Here is an 18104-nt window from a genome sequence, read left to right as displayed (position 1 = left end):
AAGGAAAAGGCTGTTATTATCGCAGGTTTTCCGGGTTCGGCAGAGTTCGGCTATATTATATGAGTGCTTTTGTAATCGACGCCTTTGAGTATTCGCGCCATAAAGAGCGCCGTGAAGGCGACATCGCTGTGGCTGACCTCGGTCGCCTGGCAGATGAGTCGGCAGACCGCTCCGGCGCGCTGCACTGGATCCTGGTTGGCGGCGTCGACTCCTTGGGGCATCCGCAACTGACGATGTCGGTCACCGGCGCGATCAAGATCATGTGTCAACGCTGTTTGACGCCGTTTGCCTTCGATATCGATGCGGAATCCGTACTGGTGTTGGCAAAGGATGAAGAAAGCGCCGATGAAATCGATGCGCTTCTTGATAATGACGAAATTGACGTCATCGTCGGCACCAAATCACTGAATATTATTGAATTGATTGAAGACGAGGCCTTGCTGGCCTTGCCGCTATCACCCAAGCATGCGGTCTGTCCGGATCAGTCTGCGCTTGAAGGGCTCAAAGCCAGCAAAAAAGAATCCCCGTTTGCGATGCTTAAAAGTTTGAAGAATTAAAACGAATTGCGGTAAATTTGTCGCGCTGATTTTCACAGTCGTAGAGTGTGATTTTGATGATGTGTGACTAAGGTGTGGCAATAGGTAGTAAAATCCGCGCATTCCATACGCGGCAGGAGTATCCAGCCTTTCCCTGTTCTGAGGGTTGGATATGTTAAACTTTAGATCTTAAGAAAGCAGGAGTTATCATGGCAGTTCAACAAAATAAGAAGACCCCATCCAAGCGCGGCATGCACCGTGCCCACGATTTTCTGGTTGCGCCTCCGCTGGCTATCGAGCCAACGACTGGTGAAACACATCTGCGCCACCACATCAGCCCGAACGGCTTTTACCGTGGCCGTAAAGTGTTGAAGACCAAGAACGACGAGTAATCTCTGTTCTTGTGATGCAGGTTGAAGGCGGCGCGATGAGTTTTCTCAGCAGCGCCGTTTTTGTATGCGTAAGCTATGCGTAATAAGTCCTTGCGTCATTTTGAATCGCGCTCAATCTGCCTCATAATGATGGGGTTAGAGTAGGCACTGAATCAAAACAATGACAATTAAAATTTCTATTGACTGCATGGGTGGCGATCACGGCCCGTCGGTTACCGTACCTGCTGCAGTGTCGTTCGCCAATCGCCAGCCTGAAGCTGAATTGGTGCTGGTTGGGCTCGAAGAGGAAATTCGCGTCCAGCTGAAGAAGCACAAGGCCAGCGCGCACCCGCGCTTGTCGGTATTGCATGCATCCGAAGTGGTGACGATGGATGACTCGATCGAAACCGCATTGCGCCGTAAAAAAGACTCCTCGATGCGGGTCGCCTTGCAACTGGTCAAGGATCAGCAGGTGCAGGCTTGTGTCTCGGCCGGCAACACCGGCGCCCTGATGGCGGTTTCCCGCTATCTTCTCAAGACCTTGCACGGCGTCGACCGTCCGGCAATCTGCACGTTGCTCCCTAATCAGAAAGACGGTCCGACCTATATGCTCGACCTGGGCGCGAACGTCGACTGCGAACCGCAGCATCTGCATCAGTTTGCGCTGATGGGATCGGCCCTGGTCTCAGCCATGGAAGGCAAGCCGCGGCCGACTGTCGGTTTGCTGAATGTCGGCGAGGAAGATATCAAGGGCAATGAAGTGGTCAAGCAGACCGCCGAACTGCTGCGCGCGGATCATGAAAAAGGCATCCTGAATTTCTACGGCAATGTCGAGGGCAACGATATTTTCGAAGGCACGACCGACATCGTCGTCTGCGACGGTTTCGTCGGCAACGTCACGCTCAAGGCCTCGGAAGGCTTGGGACGTTTCGTCAAGACCGTGCTCACCACTGAATTCAAGAGCGGCGCGCTCAACATGCTGGGCGCGGTGATCGCCCGCGGCGCCATCAAGGCCATCTCGCGCCGCCTCAATCCTTCGCGTTACAACGGCGCCAGCCTGCTCGGCCTGCGGGGGCTGGTTTTCAAGAGTCACGGCGGCGCCGACGCCTATGGCTACGAGTGGGCCATACAGCGCGCATTCGACGCAGCCAAATATGATGTATTGTCTCGTATTGCCACCACGATTGCGGAGCTGATGCCGCAAGCCGATGCTGCACCCAAGGTTGCCGATGCCGGCACGGGTGAGGTCTCCGGTGAAATCGTCAATACTGAATCAACCCAACAAAAGACAGCATGACTACATATAGCAAAATTGTCGGTACCGGCAGCTATTTGCCACCGAAGCGGGTAAGCAATCAGGAGCTCACGGCGCAGCTCGCCGAGAAGGGGATTGAAACGTCCCACGAATGGATTTTTTCGCGCAGCGGCATCGCCGCGCGCCACTATGCCGAAGCCGATGTGCAATCGAGCGACCTGGCGGTAGCGGCCGCCAAACAGGCGCTGGAGATGGCGCACATGCAGGCCGAGGACATCGACCTGATCATCGTCGCCACTTCGACCCCGGATTATTTCGGCGGCTTTCCCAGCACTGCCTGCGTGGTCCAGCAAAAGCTCGGCATCGCCAATGGCGGAGCAGCGTTTGACGTGCAGGCAGTATGCAGTGGCTTCGTCTATGCAGTGTCGATTGCAGACGCCTTCATCAAGTCCGGCGCACATAAGAATGTGTTGGTGATCGGCACTGAAGTTTTTTCGCGCATCCTGAATTTCGATGATCGCACTACTTGCGTGCTGTTCGGCGACGGCGCCGGCGCCGTGGTCATGACCGGTTCCGCCGAGCCAGGCATCCTGGCCACCAAGCTGCATGCCGACGGCCGCTATAAAGACATCCTGTGCGTACCCGGCAAGGTCAGTTCCGGCGTGGTCGAAGGCAGCGCTTTCCTGTACATGGATGGCCAGGCGGTATTCAAGCTGGCAGTCTCGGTGCTGGAAAAGGTCGCCAACGAAGCTTTGCTGATGGCTGGCATGGAAGCGTCCGAAATCGACTGGCTGATCCCGCACCAGGCCAATATCCGCATCATGCAAAGCACTGCCCGCAAGCTGGGTCTGGACAACGAGCGTATGGTGGTGACGGTAGACCAGCATGGCAATACCTCGGCCGCTTCGATTCCGCTGGCGCTGGACAAGGCAGTGCGCGACGGCCGCGTCAAGCCTGGACAGAACGTCATGATGGAAGGGGTCGGCGGCGGTTTTACCTGGGGCGCAATATTGGCGCGCATGTAAAGACGCATTGAGCGCTTCAGGGCGCAATCTGGCAGCAGATTGCTGCCAGCGCGCTGTGCTACGCCGGCGCGTGTTTGATAAATTTGATATCCACAGGTAAGGCATGAATAAATTCGCATTTGTTTTCCCGGGCCAGGGTTCGCAGGCCGTTGGCATGTTGAACGGTTTTGCCGATAACCCGGTAGTGAAGGACACGGTGGCGGAAGCTTCCGAAGCGCTGCAATTTGACCTCGGCAAGCTGATCGCTGCAGGACCGAAGGAAGAACTGGACTTGACCAGCAACACCCAGCCGGTCATGCTGACGGCGGCGGTGGCTTGCTACCGGGCCTGGCTGGCGGCTGGCGGCAAAGCGCCGTCGCTGGTGGCTGGGCATAGCCTGGGCGAGTATTCGGCGCTGGTGGCTGCTGGCGTGATTGCGTTCAAGGATGCTGTGCCGCTGGTGCGTTTCCGCGCGCAAGCCATGCAGCAGGCGGTGCCGGTCGGGCAGGGCGGCATGGCCGTTATTCTGGGCCTGGCAGACGAGGACGTGCACGCGGTCTGTGCGGCGGCGGCGCAGGGCGAGGTGGTCGAGGCAGTCAATTTCAATGCGCCGGCGCAGGTGGTGATTGCCGGCCATAAGGGGGCAATCGAGCGCGCTTGTGTGATTGCGAAAGAAAAAGGTGCAAAACGCGCCTTGCCATTGCCGGTTTCGGCCCCATTTCATTCCTCGCTGTTGAAGCCGGCCTCGGATCGTTTGCGTGAATACATGCAGGATCTGGTTTTCTCTGCCCCGCAGATCGCCTTGATCAACAATGTCGATGTCGCCATCGTCAGCGATCCGCAAGCCATCAAGGATGCGCTGGTGCGCCAGGCGGCGAGCCCGGTGCGCTGGGTGGAAACGGTGCAGAAGATTGCTGCCGAAGGCGTCACACATGTGGTTGAATGCGGTCCGGGCAAGGTTCTTGCTGGTTTGACCAAGCGCATTGACGACGGCTTGATCGGCGATGTCATCGTCGACCAGGCGTCGCTGGATAAAATGTTGGAGACATTCAAGTGACTTTACAAAATACAGACGTACAGAACCTGGTGGGCCAGGTCGCCCTGGTGACCGGCGCTTCGCGCGGCATCGGCCGCGCCATCGCGCTGGAACTGCTCAAGCGCGGCGCCAAGGTGATCGGTACCGCGACTTCGGAGGCCGGCGCTGCCGCCATCACCGAATACATGCAGGCTGCGCATGCCGGCAACGGTCGCGGCATCATGCTCAACGTCAACGATGTCGCGGGCTGTGCTGCCGCGGTAGAGCTGACGCAAAAAGAATTCGGCGGCTTGTCGATTCTTGTCAATAATGCAGGTATTACCCAGGATCAACTGGCGATGCGCATGAAGGACGAGGAATGGGATGCCGTGATCGCTACCAACCTGACCGCGGTCGGGCGTTTGTCGCGCGCCGTCTTGCGTGGCATGATAAAGGCCAAGCATGGCCGCATCATCAATATCACTTCGGTGGTCGGTTCGGCCGGCAACCCGGGCCAGATGAACTATGCTGCAGCCAAGGCTGGCGTCGCCGGCATGAGCCGCGCGCTGGCGCGCGAGATCGGCAGCCGCAATATCACGGTCAATTGCGTCGCTCCGGGCTTTATCGATACCGACATGACCAAGGAGCTGGGCGAGCAGCAAACCGCCGCCTTGCTGCAGCAGATTCCGCTGGGACGCTTGGGCGCCGCAGAGGACATCGCTGCGGCTGTGGCTTTCCTGGCATCGTCGCAAGCCGGCTACATCACAGGCACTACCTTGCATGTGAATGGCGGCATGTATATGGGCTAAATCGGGCTTTTGCCTAGTATCCTTGGTCGGGCCGAAGTAAGGCCTGGTCCGGGGTTAGAAGTAAGTAGTACCTATTTAGAAGCTTTTGACATGGTTTTGCTAAATATTAAAGACTAATGTCGAAAGTAAATTTTCAATGCGCAAACCTGCTAAAATGCGCGCACTTTCTGTAACCTAATGGAGGCATCACATGTCCGATATCGAACAACGCGTTAAAAAAATCGTCGCTGAGCAACTGGGCGTCGCAGAAGCTGACATCAAGAACGAATCGTCGTTTGTCAACGATCTGGGTGCTGATTCGCTCGACACCGTTGAACTGGTGATGGCGCTGGAAGATGAGTTCGAAATGGAAATCCCTGACGAGCAAGCTGAAAAGATCACTACAGTGCAACAGGCTATCGATTACGCTACGGCGCACGTCAAGGCCGCCTAAGCACGCTTTGCATGTATCCAGGAGAACCGCTTGAGCCGCACACGTGAACGCCGCGTTGTGATAACCGGCCTGGGTTGCATTTCACCGGTCGGCAATACTATTGCCGATGCGTGGAGTGCGATTATTTCAGGCAAATCGGGTATCGCAACCATCACCAAGTTTGACGCCACTGCCTTTTCCACGCGTTTTGCGGGAGAAGTCAAAGGCTTCAATATCGAAGATTACATTCCGGCCAAAGAAGCACGGCATATGGATACTTTTATCCACTATGGCATGGCGGCGGGAATGCAGGCGATGCAAGACAGTGGCCTGGAAGTAACTGACGCTAATGCTGAGCGGATAGGCGTCATTATCGGCTCCGGCATTGGTGGCTTGCCTTTGATCGAAGAAACGCACGCCGAACTGACTAATCGCGGTCCGCGCCGCATCAGTCCGTTCTTCATCCCGGCATCGATCATCAATATGATTTCCGGCAATCTGTCGATCAAATACGGTCTGAAAGGACCGAATCTGGCGATTGTGACTGCCTGTACCACGGGCTTGCATTGTATCGGTGCAGCCGGCCGCATGATTCAGTACGGCGACGCCGACGTGATGATTGCCGGTGGCGCAGAATCCAGCGTATCGCCGCTGGGTGTCGGCGGCTTTGCCTCGGCACGCGCCTTGTCGGCGCGCAATGACGATCCTGCCACCGCTTCGCGTCCCTGGGACAAGGACCGCGACGGTTTTGTATTGGGCGAGGGCGCCGGCGTACTGGTGCTCGAAGAATACGAACACGCCAAGGCGCGCGGCGCCAAGATCTATGCGGAACTGCTCGGCTTCGGCATGAGCGGCGACGCTTATCACATGACGGCGCCAAGCCTGGATGGCCCGCGTCGCTGCGTCGGGAATGCCTTGCGCGATGCCGGCGTCAATGCCGATCAGGTGCAGTACCTGAATGCGCACGGAACATCGACGCCGCTGGGCGACAAGAATGAAACCGATGCCATCAAGGCGGCTTTTGGCGATCACGCCTACAAGCTGGTAGTGAACTCCACCAAGTCGATGACCGGGCATTTGCTGGGCGGCGCCGGTGGCCTGGAGTCGGTATTCACTGTGCTGGCTCTGCATAACCAGATTTCGCCGCCGACCACCAATATCTTCAATCAGGATCCTGAGTGCGATCTTGATTACTGCGCCAATACCGCGCGGGACATGAAGATCGACATCGCTGTCAAAAACTCATTCGGCTTTGGCGGTACGAATGGCACCTTGGTTTTTGGCAAAATCTAAGCTTTTGCAAAACGGCTTTGAACCGGTTTCCCTGGCGACCGGTTCAAAATTCGCTTCAGGCTAGGCATCATGTCAATCGCCCTTAGTACCGTTATCAAACCGTCCAGGTTGCTGCTGGCCTTGGTGGCGACGGAATGCGCGCTGGCCGGGCTGGTTGGTGTTCTTATTGCCAGCGGAGTTATTGGTAATTTGCTATTGCCGGTACGTGCCGCTCTGGCCACACTATGCGTGTCGGCAGCTGCGTACGGCATGCTGCGCTACTATCGAGGGCGCTGTGCGATTCAGCTCGATATCGCCGCAAACGGCCAGATCAGAATGGCTGAAATTGCTGCCAGCAATATCAATCGGATCTCAAATCCGGCGCCGGTGCAGCTGCTTGAAAGCACTATCATCTGGTCACATTTACTGTTGCTGCGCCTCCGATTGGCTAGCGGCTCGGTCCGAACAATCGCTATACTGCCTGATTGTGTTTCTAACGATACTTTTAGAGTTTTGTCCGTGGCTTGCCGCTGGATTGCCGCACACCGCGGCGGCACGCACAAAACCGGGGGCGCTGGCTTGGCTAATGAATGAGCTTTTCATTGAACTTATGTTATTGCTTACTATCTATGTCCGGTCCCGTATGCAAGTCGCAACAAAACAAGGGAATGGGGTTTGACGACAGAACGCGAAATTGATCAACTGCTTGTCGAGCGCGTGCAGCGCGGCGATAAGAAGGCGTTCGAGCTGCTGGTTCTCAAATACCAGCGAAAGCTAATGCGTCTTGTTTCGCGCCTGGTGCGCGATCAGGCAGAAGCCGAGGATGTTGTGCAGGAAGCCTTTATCAAGGCTTACCGGGCGCTGCCTCAGTTCCGGGGCGACTCGGCCTTTTATACCTGGCTGTATCGCATTGGCATTAATACTGCCAAAAATTATTTGGTGACCCAGGGGCGCAGGGCGCCGACCTCAACCGAGGCAAATTCAGAAGAAGCAGAAACTTTTGACGACGGCGAGCAACTAAGGGATATAAACACTCCTGAATCTTTGCTGGCCACCAAGCAGATAGCGCAAACCGTGAATACTGCAATGGAGGCTTTGCCGGCAGAGCTGCGTACGGCCATCACCTTGCGCGAGATCGAGGGTTTGAGTTATGACGAAATTGCTGACGCAATGGGGTGTCCCATAGGTACGGTACGCAGTCGGATATTTAGGGCACGGGAAGCTATCGCAGATAAGTTGAGGCCATTGCTGGGTACGGCCATCGACAAACGTTGGTAAAAAAGATAGTGGTTTTTCGGGAACGAAGGGGTTGGCCAGGTTTTAAGGTGACTTATGAATACCAAAGATATGACCCAAGAGCAGATTTCTGCCTTGGCTGATGGGGAGTTATCCAGCGCCTATATTGACATGGCGCTAGCGGCCTTGCGCCAGGCCGACGGCCGCGATGCGTGGGATGTCTATCACCAGATAGGCGATATCCTGCGTTCCGACGATATGGCGCTGACCATGAGTTCGGATTTTTCCGCGCGCATGGCGGCGCGGCTCGATGCCGAGCCAACGATCATTGCAGCGCCGTTGGCCGTCACCGCGCAGCCATCTGAACAGATCGCTGTCGGTGGCGGCCAGCCTGTGCATATCGCTGTCGCAGGCGGCAGACGCAGCATCAAGCGCTTTGCCCTGCCAGGCATGGCAGCGGCGGCGGTAGCAGCGGCGGCATTCATCATTTCGCCTCAGCTGGCGATCGTCAGCGCTCCGGCGCCTGCTCCTGCTGCGGTGGCAGCGCCGCAACTGGCCCTGGCGTCCAATGCCGGAGATGTTCGCGTGATGACGCATGCCGGAGAAGTATTGCGTGATTCCCGGATGGATGAATATCTGTCGGCGCATCAACGTTTCTCTCCTTCCCTTTACAGTGCTGCGCAGTATGCACGGCCGGCCAAATTTGCACCTGATGCTGATAACTAATATGCGGCAGGCGCGAGTTTTGCCGGGAGTATTGCTGGGAGTATTGCTGTCGATGATGATAGTGCTTTCCGCCCAGGCGGAAAGTACGGATGCCGGAAATGCTGCCGACAGGCAGGATGCGCAAGCCTTGCTGAAAAAAATCCAGGCGGCGGCGCAAAAGCTGAACTATTCCGGCACCTTCATCTACCAGCAGGCCAACCAGATACGTACTTCACGTATTACGCATGTGCTCGAAGGCCGGAATGAGATAGAAAAACTGGAAATCCTCGACGGTCAGCCGCGCGAGTATATCCGGCGCAATGAAGACGTCACCGGCTACATGCCGGAGACGAAAACCAAGATCGTCGAAAAGCGCGTCACCCAGGATGGTTTTCCTGCGATCCTGGCCGCGCTGCCGTCCGACTTGAGCGATTACTACAATATAAAACTGGGCGAGACCGGTCGGGTTGCCGGTTTCGACTGCCAGGCTGTGCTGCTGGAGCCGAGGGACAATATGCGCTATGGTTACAAGCTGTGGGCGGAAAAGAATTCCGGCCTGCTGTTGCGGGCGCAAACTCTGAACGGCAAGAATGAAATCATCGAGCAGATTTCATTTACCCAGATTGGCATAGGCAATGTCGACCACCGCAGCCTGAAGCCGAGTTTCGGCAACACCAGCAGCTGGCATACGGAAAGCAATGTCATTAATCCGGCCAACCTGAACGAATGGAGCGTCACCGGCATGCCTGCCGGTTTCAAGAAGGTGCGCGAGCTCAAGCGCCTGGTGACCGATGGCCCGCCGGCCAAGAGCAGCGCCAGCGCGCCTGCGACGGCGGCGCGCCGTGAAGTATCGCAATTGATTTTTTCGGATGGGCTGGTGGCGATTTCCATATTCATCGAGCCGGGCAGTCAAAGCCGTACCGAAGGCTCCCTGCAGCAGGGCGCTTTGAATATTGTCGGCAAACGGCAGGGGGATTATTGGTTGACGATTGTTGGTGACGTGCCGCCAGCAGCGATGAGGCAGGTGGCGAATTCTATTGAACTCAAAAACAAATAAAACTTTATGACTATGAAAATGCTTGGGCCGATTCGTGGTGTTTTATCTGCAATGGCAGTCAGTGCGACTGCCGCTTTTTTTGTTCCAGCCATGGTCGGCGCAGGCCCCCAGGCAATTGCCGCACCGGTATCCGGCCTGCCGGACTTTACCGATATCGTTGAGAAGACCGGGCCGGCAGTAGTCAATATCCGCACCACCGAAAAGATCAGGTCCGGCCAGGGCGATTCAGGCGACCCGAGCGACGACGAGATGCAGGAATTCTTCCGTCGTTTTTTTGGCGTTCCAATCCCTAACATGCCGCGTCCGCAAGTTCCTGGCCAGCGTGGCCGCAAGGCTGATCCGAAGGCGCAGGAAGAAGTGCCGCGCGGCGTCGGTTCCGGTTTCGTGATCTCCGCCGACGGCTATGTGATGACGAATGCCCACGTAATCGACGGCGCCAGCGAGGTCTATGTCACGCTGACCGACAAACGTGAATTCAAAGCCAAGGTGATAGGCGCGGATACCCGCAGCGACGTCGCCTTGCTGAAAATCGACGGCGCCAACCTGCCGCGCCTGACCATGGGCGATTCCGACAAGATCAAGGCCGGCGAATGGGTGCTGGCGATCGGCTCGCCGTTCGGCCTGGAAAACACCGTGACCGCGGGCATCATTTCAGCCAAGGCGCGCGATACAGGCGACTACCTGCCGCTGATCCAGACTGATGTTGCCGTCAACCCCGGCAATTCCGGCGGCCCGCTGATCAATATGCGTGGCGAAGTGGTTGGCATCAATTCGCAGATCTACAGCCGCTCCGGCGGCTTCATGGGAATTTCGTTTGCCGTGCCTATCGATGAAGCGATGCGCGTCTCGGATCAGCTGAAAGCCTCGGGCAAAGTGACGCGCGGCCGCATCGGGGTGCAGATCGGCGAAGTCACCAAGGACGTGGCGGAATCGCTGGGCCTGCCGAAGGCTGAAGGCGCCCTGGTGGCGCGGGTCGAGGCGGATGGTCCGGCGGCCAAGGCCGGCTTGCAAGCGGGCGACATTATCTTGAAATTCAACGGCACGGCTATCGAAAAGGCTAATGATCTGCCACGCCTGGTTGGTAATGCCAAGCCCGGCGCGCGCGGCACCATCAGCGTCTGGCGCAAGGGCAGCAGCCGCGATTTCCCAATCGTCATCACTGAACTGGCCGCCGACAAAGTCGCCAGCGACGATGATGCCAAGCCCAAGAAGGAGCAGCAGGTCGCCAATGCGCTCGGCCTGATCGTCAGTGATTTGAGCGACGCCAAGAAGAAAGAACTGGGCATCGACGGCGGCGTGCAGGTCGAATCGGCTGAAGGCAGTGCGGCCAAGGTCGGATTGCGTGCCGGCGACGTGGTGCAGCGCCTGAATAATACCGATATCAAGGACGCCAAGCAGTTCAACGCGCTGGTGGCCAAGCTGGAGCCGAAGAAAATGGCGGTGCTGCTGGTGCGACGCGGCGAGTCATCGCAATTCGTGCCTTTGCGTCCAAGCAATTGATTTAACCGGTAATTCTTGTCTGGGGCTGCAGATCTGTATGATCTGCAGCTTTTTGTTTTCCGGCCTGGTTTTTCCAAAAGCGTGAATGCATGCCAAAAAAACATTTCATCTTGTATAGCCGCTCATACTGCCATCTTTGCGAAGACATGTTGCAGGCTCTGCTGGCCTTGCGGCCCGCGGATGGGAATGATGCGGGCTGGTTCACCGTCGACGTGGTTGATGTCGACGCGGATCCCGCACTGGTGGCGAAATACGATGAGCTGGTGCCGGTTCTGACGGGCGGCTATAACGGTGGGGCAGCGATCCAGCTCTGCCACTATTTCCTCGATGCGGAGTCGGTAAAGCAATTTTTGAGCGAATAAGCAGGGACTCTGCGGCTCAAAAATTCATGATTTATTTGCAATAAACAGACATTGCTTTGCATTGCTTGCTTAATTCGCACTAAATCAACTTATGTACCTATACTCCGGCACTGATGCTCAAAAATAGCGCGGGACCACGCTGTTCTTAAGGTGTTTTTAAGATACTTGTAGGAGTATGTCGATAATCCGCTTTCCTTGTTATACTGGAAGGCAATACTCTCAGGCCATTGATTTGTCGGTTTTCCCCTCTGAAATCCGGTAAAATGGCGGCACTGAATAACCTGTCATAAAAGGCGCTCGCCTGGGACACAAGTGCAGTGTTTCGTACTTGCCGGCACAGCTCGTCTTTTTGCCCCATACGTTGTTGCGCATGCCCGCGATAGTTCGCTATCGCTCTGCTGCGCGCCGCGTCCGGGACAAAAATTCCTTTGTGCCGCCAAACACAAGACACTGGACTGAGCCCGGCTCAGAGCGCTTTTTTTGTAATCGCGCCTGTCAATGAACAACATCCGTAATTTCTCCATCATCGCCCATATCGACCACGGTAAATCTACCCTGGCGGACCGTATCATCCAGTCTTGCGGCGGCTTGTCCGACCGCGAGATGGAGGCGCAGGTACTCGACTCCATGGATATCGAGCGCGAGCGCGGCATCACCATCAAGGCCCAGACCGCGGCGTTGACGTACAAGGCGATGGATGGCCAGATCTACAATCTGAACCTGATCGACACCCCCGGCCACGTCGACTTCAGCTATGAGGTCAGCCGTTCGCTGTCGGCCTGCGAAGGCGCGCTGCTGGTGGTGGATGCCTCGCAGGGCGTGGAAGCGCAGACCGTCGCCAACTGCTATACCGCGCTGGACCTGGGCGTGGAAGTGGTGCCGGTGCTGAACAAGATCGACCTGCCTTCGGCTGATCCGGATAATGCGATTGCCGAAATCGAAGACGTGATCGGGATTGATGCTCACGATGCTGTGCATTGCTCGGCCAAGACAGGCCTCGGCGTACGCGAAGTGCTGGAATCCCTGATCCTCAAGGTGCCGCCGCCGAAAGGCGATCCGGATGCGCCTTTGCAGGCCCTGATCGTCGATTCCTGGTTCGACAATTACGTCGGCGTCGTCATGCTGGTGCGCATCAAGAACGGCACCTTGCGTCCGAAGGACAAGATCCTGCTGATGGCTACCGGCTCCCAGCATCTGACCGAAAGCGTCGGTGTGTTCACGCCTAAATCGCAGTCGCGCGAATCGCTGTCGGCCGGCCAGGTGGGCTTCATCATCGCCGGCATCAAAGAATTGAAGGCAGCCAAGGTGGGCGACACGGTCACGCTGGCATCCAAGCCCGCCGCCGAAGCGTTGCCTGGCTTTAAAGAAGTGCAACCGCAAGTGTTTGCCGGCCTGTTCCCGGTCGAAGCGAATCAGTACGATGCGCTGCGCGACTCGCTGGAAAAGCTCAAGCTGAATGACGCTGCCCTGCAATACGAACCGGAAGTATCGCAGGCGCTGGGCTTCGGCTTCCGTTGCGGCTTCCTCGGCTTGCTGCACATGGAAATCGTCCAGGAACGTCTCGAGCGCGAGTTCGACATGGACCTGATCACCACCGCGCCTACCGTCATCTACGAAGTAGTCAAGCGCGACGGCACCATCCTGCTGGTCGACAATCCGTCGAAGATGCCGGATCCGTCGAATATCGAGGAAGTGCGCGAGCCTATCGTCACGGTCAACCTGTACATGCCGCAAGAATATGTGGGCTCGGTTATCACGCTGTGCACGCAGAAGCGCGGCCAGCAGGTCGACATGAGCTATCACGGCAAGCAGGTCAAGCTGACCTATGAAATCCCGATGGCCGAAGTGGTGCTGGATTTCTTCGATCGCCTGAAATCGACCTCGCGCGGCTATGCCTCGATGGACTACGAGTTCAAGGAATACCGCTCGGCCGACGTGGTCAAGGTCGACATGCTGATCAACAGCGAAAAAGTCGATGCGCTGGCGATCATCGTCCACCGCGCCAACAGCCAGTACCGCGGCCGCGCCGTCGCCGCCAAGATGCGCGAACTGATTCCGCGCCAGATGTTCGACGTGGCGATCCAGGCGGCCATCGGCGCCAACATCATTTCGCGCGAAAACGTCAAGGCGCTGCGCAAGAACGTGCTGGCCAAATGCTACGGCGGCGATATCAGCCGCAAGCGCAAACTGCTGGAAAAGCAGAAGGCCGGTAAAAAACGCATGAAGCAGGTGGGGTCGGTCGAGATCCCGCAAGAAGCATTCCTGGCAATCTTACAAGTGGATGAAAAATGACATTGCAATCGATCTTAGGAAATTTCGCATTAATCCTGTTTGTCCTTACCATTGTCACCGGCGTCATCTGGTTTTACGATCGCTTCTCCTTGAGCAAGCAGCGCCGCGCCAAGGCTGACGCTGCGCTGGCTGAATTCGATGCGCGCAACGCCAAGCTGAGCGCCGACGGCATCAAGCTGGAAAACAGCGGCCGCGCCGCGCTGGAAGCAGACCTGCTGCGGCAGCCGACCTGGGTCGAGTACTCGGGCAGCTTCTTCCCGGTGATCGCCATGGTGTTTTTCCTGCGCTCGTTCCTGTATGAGCCGTTCAAGATTCCATCGAGCTCGATGGTGCCGACCCTGCTGGTGGGCGACCTGATCCTGGTGAACAAATTCACTTACGGTATCCGTCTGCCGATCATCAATAAAAAAGTGATCGAGATGAATCATCCGCAGCGCGGTGATGTGATGGTGTTCAAATATCCGAAGGATATGTCGCTCGACTACATCAAACGCGTGGTTGGGGTGCCCGGTGATAAAATAACTTACCAAAACAAGCGCTTAACAATTAATGGTCAAGCTCTTTCTTATGCGCCGTTGCCGGATTACCTGAATGAAGATACGCTGGATTACTCCCAGCAGTACACAGAGAATTTGTCGAACGTACAACATACGATTGCGGTGCGCAGCAGCCGGATGCCGATCTCGCTGGAAGGCGTGATGGATTTTCCTAACAAGGATGCCTGTAGCTATAACCCGGAAGGTTTCACCTGTACGGTTCCTGCTGGAAATTATTTCATGATGGGGGATAATCGGGATAACAGCGAAGACAGTCGTTACTGGGGATTCGTGCCGGATGAAAATATTGTCGGAAAGGCATTCCTGGTCTGGATGAACCTGGGTAATTTCAAGCGTATTGGTACTTTCTTTAAATAAATCAAATAATTGAAAGCGGAGTCAGGGATGACAAGAATGTCTGTAGCACCACGCAAGCAGCAAGGCATCACGTTGTTTGGCTTGATCGTTGTTCTGGCGGTACTCGGTTGCATCGGCGTGCTGGTGGCCAAGGTGACGCCGACCACGATTGAATATTTTTCTATCAAGAAGGCGATTGTCAGCGCCAAGACGGGCGGCACTACGGTGCAGGAAATCCAGAACGCATTTAACAAGCAGGCTGAAGTGGGTTATATCGATGCGATTTCAGGCAAAGACCTGGACATCAGCAAGAACGGCGACGAAATCCAGATCAGCTTTGCGTACCAGAAAAAAATTCCGCTGGTTGGACCGGTCAGCCTGCTGATCGATTATGCCGGCAGCACTGCCAAGTAGTAAAACAGTAAAATAATCAAACAACAACAGCAGCAGACGGCGACCATCGGTGTCGACGAAAAAATGGATCTCATGTTATTGCAAAATCGGCTAGGCCACACTTTCAAGGATGCTACTTTGTTGCAGCAGGCCTTGACGCATCGCAGCCATAGCACCTTGCATAACGAGCGCTTGGAGTTCCTCGGCGATTCGATCCTTAACTGCGTGGTCGCGTCCCTGCTGTTTGACCGCTACACCAAGATAGACGAAGGCGATCTGTCGCGGGTGCGGGCCAACCTGGTCAAGCAGCAGTCGCTTTACGAAATCGCGCAAAGGCTGGAATTGTCGCAATTCCTGCGGCTGGGCGAAGGTGAGCTGAAATCGGGCGGCTTCCGCCGTCCTTCGATCCTGGCCGATACGCTGGAAGCCTTGTTTGGCGCTATCTTCCTGGATGCCGGCTTCGACGCCGCCCGGGATGTGATCCGCGCCCTGTATATCCCGATCCTGGATACGGTCGATCCCAAGACCCTGGGCAAGGATGCCAAGACCCTGCTGCAGGAATACCTGCAAGGGAAAAAGATCGCTTTGCCGCAATATAATGTGGTCGCCACGCATGGCGCCGCGCACAATCAGGAATTTGAAATTGAATGCCTGGTGCCCAAGCTGGATATCCAGGTGTTCGGCAGCGGCGGCAGCCGCCGTGCCGGCGAGCAGGCGGCAGCCAAGCTGGCGCTGGAAGCGGTGCAAAAAGCCTTTGTCAAAGCCCCCTCGGCCGCAAAAAAAGCCAAGCCGCGTACCGCGCAGCTGAAACTGAGCGGCATCGCCACGATCCAGCCGGACGCTCCGGATGCGCCTGCCGCAACGGCGGCGACAGCGCCGGCAGAAGTTGCCGGCGCCAAGACTGGCGCCGCGGCCAAGGAAAAAGCCGTGGCCGAAATGCCGGCTAAGGTGGCGGTCAAGGCAGCCAACGGCAGCGTCGAAAACGTTGCGCCAAGTGCCGCGGCCAAGGCAGGCACGACGGCCCATGCCATCACTGAAACAGCCGTCGCAGCAGCAGCGGGCAACCCTGCCGCCGCGACCGTACCGACCCCTAATGCAGCACCCCATACTACGAGTAAATCGAAAACCGCATGACAGACTCTACACCCAAGGCCCCGACCACAGTAACGCCGGCAGCTGATTTTCGTTGCGGCTATATCGCGATTGTCGGTCGCCCCAACGTAGGCAAGTCGACCCTGATGAATGAACTGATCGGGGCCAAGGTCAGCATTACCTCGCGCAAGGCGCAAACCACGCGGCACCGGATTACCGGCATCCAGACCGTCGCCGATACCCAGTTCGTCTATGTCGATACGCCCGGTTTCCAGACCCGCCACTCGAATGCGCTGAACAAGACGCTGAACCGCACCGTGACCACCACGCTGACTGCGGCCGACGTCATCCTGTACATCATCGAAGCCGGCACTTTCGGTCCGGCCGACCAGCAGGTGATGGCGCTGCTGCCGGCCAACGTGCCTTGCATCCTGGTCATCAACAAGTCGGACCGCGTCAAGGATAAGGCCGTGCTGCTGCCGTTCGCACAGAAGATCGCCGCCATGCGCGACTTCGCCGCGGTGGTGCCGGTATCGGCCAAGCTGCGCTTCCAGCTGGACAACCTGCAAGGCGAGATCCGCAAGCATCTGCCGGCCAATCCGCCAATGTTCGGCGAGGACGACATTACCGACCGCAGCGAAAAATTCCTCGCCGCCGAAATCGTCCGTGAAAAAGTGTTCCGCTTCGTCGGCGATGAGCTGCCGTACACCAGCACCGTGCTGATCGAAAAATTCGAACTGGAAGGCAACCTGCGCCGCGTGTTTGCCGCGATCCTGGTGGAGCGCGATACCCACAAATCGATGGTGATCGGCCAGAAGGGCGCGCGCCTCAAGGATATCTCCACCCAGGCGCGGCTCGACATGGAGCGCCTGTTCGGCGGTCCGGTCTACCTGGAAATCTGGGTCAAGGTGAAATCCGGCTGGGCCGACAACGAAGCCGGATTGCGCGCCTACGGCTACGAATAAGCCACCCGCCCACCACACGCCTAACCGCCAGACATGAACGCGATCATCGCTGACGCCGATGCCGAGCAGGCGCTGCCGGAAGATGCCGCCGTGTTGATCAGCATCGCCCCCGGTCCGGCCGCCACGGCAGCCGCTGCCGCCCCCAAGCGGCGCGCCCGGGCTCCAGAACGAGATACCCGTGTCACCGGTCAGCCAGGCTTTGTCCTGCACAGCTATCCGCATCGGGAAACCAGCCTGATCATCGATGTCTTCACCCGCGACTACGGCCGCATCGCCCTGGTCGCCAAAGGCGCCAAGCGGCCTTTGTCCAAATTGCGCGGCGTCTTGCAAACCTTCCAGCCGCTGTCGCTGAGCTGGAGCGGAAAATCCGAAATCCGCACCTTGATCGCCGCCGAATGGGTAGGCGGCCTGCTGCCGCTGGAAAAATCGGCGCTGCTGTGCGGCTTCTACCTGAATGAATTGCTGGTCAAGCTGGTCGCGCGCGACGATCCGCATGCCGCCTTGTTCAATCATTACGTCACCACCCTCAATCAGCTGGCCCACCTGGAACCGGCGCCCATCGTCCTGCGGCAGTTTGAAAGAGCGCTGCTCAAGCAGACCGGCGTGGCCGGCGATTTCACCCGCTGCACCAGCAGCCGCCAGCCGGTCGATCCGGCTGAAAGCTACGTGGTCGATCCCGAGCGCGGGCCGAGGCTGGCGCGCGCGGCCGATGCCTGGCCGCGGGTCAGCGGCAAGACCCTGCTCGACATGGAGCGCGAAGACTACAGCGATCCCGCCACCCAGGCGCAAAGCAAGGTGCTGATGCGTTTCCTGCTGGCGCATCATCTGGGAGGGGCGCCATTGAACACGCGCCAGATCCTGATAGACCTGATGCAGTTGTAGGGCAACCGCTCAGCGCTGCTGGGCGCGCCATTGAGTGGATAACAAGTAGCCGA

The 18104-nt window shown here is 57.2% G+C and carries 20 protein-coding genes; all 20 read left to right on the top strand.

The genetic code is table 11. The features are described 5' to 3' along the window. Nucleotides 1–59 precede the first annotated feature (59 nt). Nucleotides 60–557: a YceD family protein gene (locus KHU30_RS08225; RefSeq protein ID WP_211442047.1), complete on the top strand. Its 498-nt coding sequence runs from the start codon at nt 60–62 to the stop codon at nt 555–557. A 188-nt stretch (nt 558–745) separates the two neighbouring features. Then, nucleotides 746–928 (top strand): 50S ribosomal protein L32, encoded by a 183-nt coding sequence (gene rpmF, locus KHU30_RS08220; protein WP_014006864.1) that lies wholly within the window; start codon nt 746–748, stop codon nt 926–928. 160 nt (nt 929–1088) lie between these two features. After that, the gene (gene plsX / locus KHU30_RS08215; RefSeq protein ID WP_211442046.1) at nt 1089–2204 is read left to right on the top strand and encodes a phosphate acyltransferase PlsX; all 1116 of its coding nucleotides are present in this window, start codon (nt 1089–1091) and stop codon (nt 2202–2204) included. Further along, nucleotides 2201–3187, top strand: a complete 987-nt coding sequence (locus KHU30_RS08210) for a beta-ketoacyl-ACP synthase III (protein ID WP_211442045.1) — start codon at nt 2201–2203, stop codon at nt 3185–3187. The genes plsX and KHU30_RS08210 overlap by 4 nt, the downstream gene beginning before the upstream one ends. Nucleotides 3188–3290: 103 nt before the next feature. Then, entirely contained in the window at nt 3291–4223 is a 933-nt protein-coding gene (fabD, locus tag KHU30_RS08205) for an ACP S-malonyltransferase (protein WP_211442044.1), read from the top strand. Next, complete coding sequence (fabG, locus tag KHU30_RS08200; protein WP_211442043.1) at nt 4220–4990, top strand: 3-oxoacyl-ACP reductase FabG; 771 nt, start codon at nt 4220–4222, stop codon at nt 4988–4990. Before fabD ends, fabG begins: the two co-directional genes overlap by 4 nt. 190 nt (nt 4991–5180) lie before the next feature. Further along, nucleotides 5181–5423: an acyl carrier protein gene (gene acpP / locus KHU30_RS08195; RefSeq protein ID WP_211442042.1), complete on the top strand. Its 243-nt coding sequence runs from the start codon at nt 5181–5183 to the stop codon at nt 5421–5423. Between the two features lie 30 nt (nt 5424–5453). After that, nucleotides 5454–6695 (top strand): beta-ketoacyl-ACP synthase II, encoded by a 1242-nt coding sequence (fabF, locus tag KHU30_RS08190; protein ID WP_211442041.1) that lies wholly within the window; start codon nt 5454–5456, stop codon nt 6693–6695. Nucleotides 6696–6764: 69 nt separating this feature from the next. Then, nucleotides 6765–7268, top strand: coding sequence for a flagellar hook-length control protein (locus tag KHU30_RS08185; protein WP_211442040.1), 504 nt, complete (start codon nt 6765–6767; stop codon nt 7266–7268). Between the two features lie 81 nt (nt 7269–7349). After that, nucleotides 7350–7952 carry an RNA polymerase sigma factor RpoE gene (rpoE, locus tag KHU30_RS08180; RefSeq protein WP_211442039.1) on the top strand — a complete coding sequence of 201 codons (603 nt, stop codon included), beginning with the start codon at nt 7350–7352 and terminating at the stop codon, nt 7950–7952. A gap of 54 nt (nt 7953–8006) precedes the next feature. After that, nucleotides 8007–8636 (top strand): sigma-E factor negative regulatory protein, encoded by a 630-nt coding sequence (locus KHU30_RS08175; RefSeq protein WP_211442038.1) that lies wholly within the window; start codon nt 8007–8009, stop codon nt 8634–8636. A 1-nt stretch (nt 8637) separates the two neighbouring features. Beyond that, entirely contained in the window at nt 8638–9672 is a 1035-nt protein-coding gene (locus KHU30_RS08170; RefSeq protein WP_211442279.1) for a MucB/RseB C-terminal domain-containing protein, read from the top strand. Between the two features lie 51 nt (nt 9673–9723). Further along, nucleotides 9724–11172, top strand: coding sequence for a DegQ family serine endoprotease (locus KHU30_RS08165; protein ID WP_230427234.1), 1449 nt, complete (start codon nt 9724–9726; stop codon nt 11170–11172). A gap of 89 nt (nt 11173–11261) precedes the next feature. Beyond that, complete coding sequence (locus KHU30_RS08160; RefSeq protein WP_211442037.1) at nt 11262–11534, top strand: glutaredoxin family protein; 273 nt, start codon at nt 11262–11264, stop codon at nt 11532–11534. Nucleotides 11535–12032: 498 nt separating this feature from the next. Continuing rightward, nucleotides 12033–13826 carry a translation elongation factor 4 gene (gene lepA / locus KHU30_RS08155; protein ID WP_211442036.1) on the top strand — a complete coding sequence of 598 codons (1794 nt, stop codon included), beginning with the start codon at nt 12033–12035 and terminating at the stop codon, nt 13824–13826. Continuing rightward, nucleotides 13823–14740, top strand: coding sequence for a signal peptidase I (gene lepB, locus KHU30_RS08150; RefSeq protein WP_211442035.1), 918 nt, complete (start codon nt 13823–13825; stop codon nt 14738–14740). The genes lepA and lepB overlap by 4 nt, the downstream gene beginning before the upstream one ends. A gap of 27 nt (nt 14741–14767) precedes the next feature. Continuing rightward, the gene (locus KHU30_RS08145) at nt 14768–15133 is read left to right on the top strand and encodes a DUF4845 domain-containing protein (RefSeq protein WP_211442034.1); all 366 of its coding nucleotides are present in this window, start codon (nt 14768–14770) and stop codon (nt 15131–15133) included. Nucleotides 15134–15196: 63 nt separating this feature from the next. Then, nucleotides 15197–16246: a ribonuclease III gene (gene rnc, locus KHU30_RS08140; protein WP_211442033.1), complete on the top strand. Its 1050-nt coding sequence runs from the start codon at nt 15197–15199 to the stop codon at nt 16244–16246. Further along, nucleotides 16243–17169, top strand: coding sequence for a GTPase Era (era, locus tag KHU30_RS08135; RefSeq protein ID WP_211442032.1), 927 nt, complete (start codon nt 16243–16245; stop codon nt 17167–17169). The genes rnc and era overlap by 4 nt, the downstream gene beginning before the upstream one ends. Before the next feature lie 33 nt (nt 17170–17202). Then, nucleotides 17203–18051: a DNA repair protein RecO gene (gene recO / locus KHU30_RS08130; protein WP_211442031.1), complete on the top strand. Its 849-nt coding sequence runs from the start codon at nt 17203–17205 to the stop codon at nt 18049–18051. Nucleotides 18052–18104 lie beyond the last annotated feature (53 nt).

The organism is Collimonas humicola (assembly GCF_018304945.1).
Taxonomy (GTDB): domain Bacteria; phylum Pseudomonadota; class Gammaproteobacteria; order Burkholderiales; family Burkholderiaceae_D; genus Collimonas; species Collimonas humicola.
This window is presented reverse-complemented; position numbering and strand designations above follow the sequence as displayed.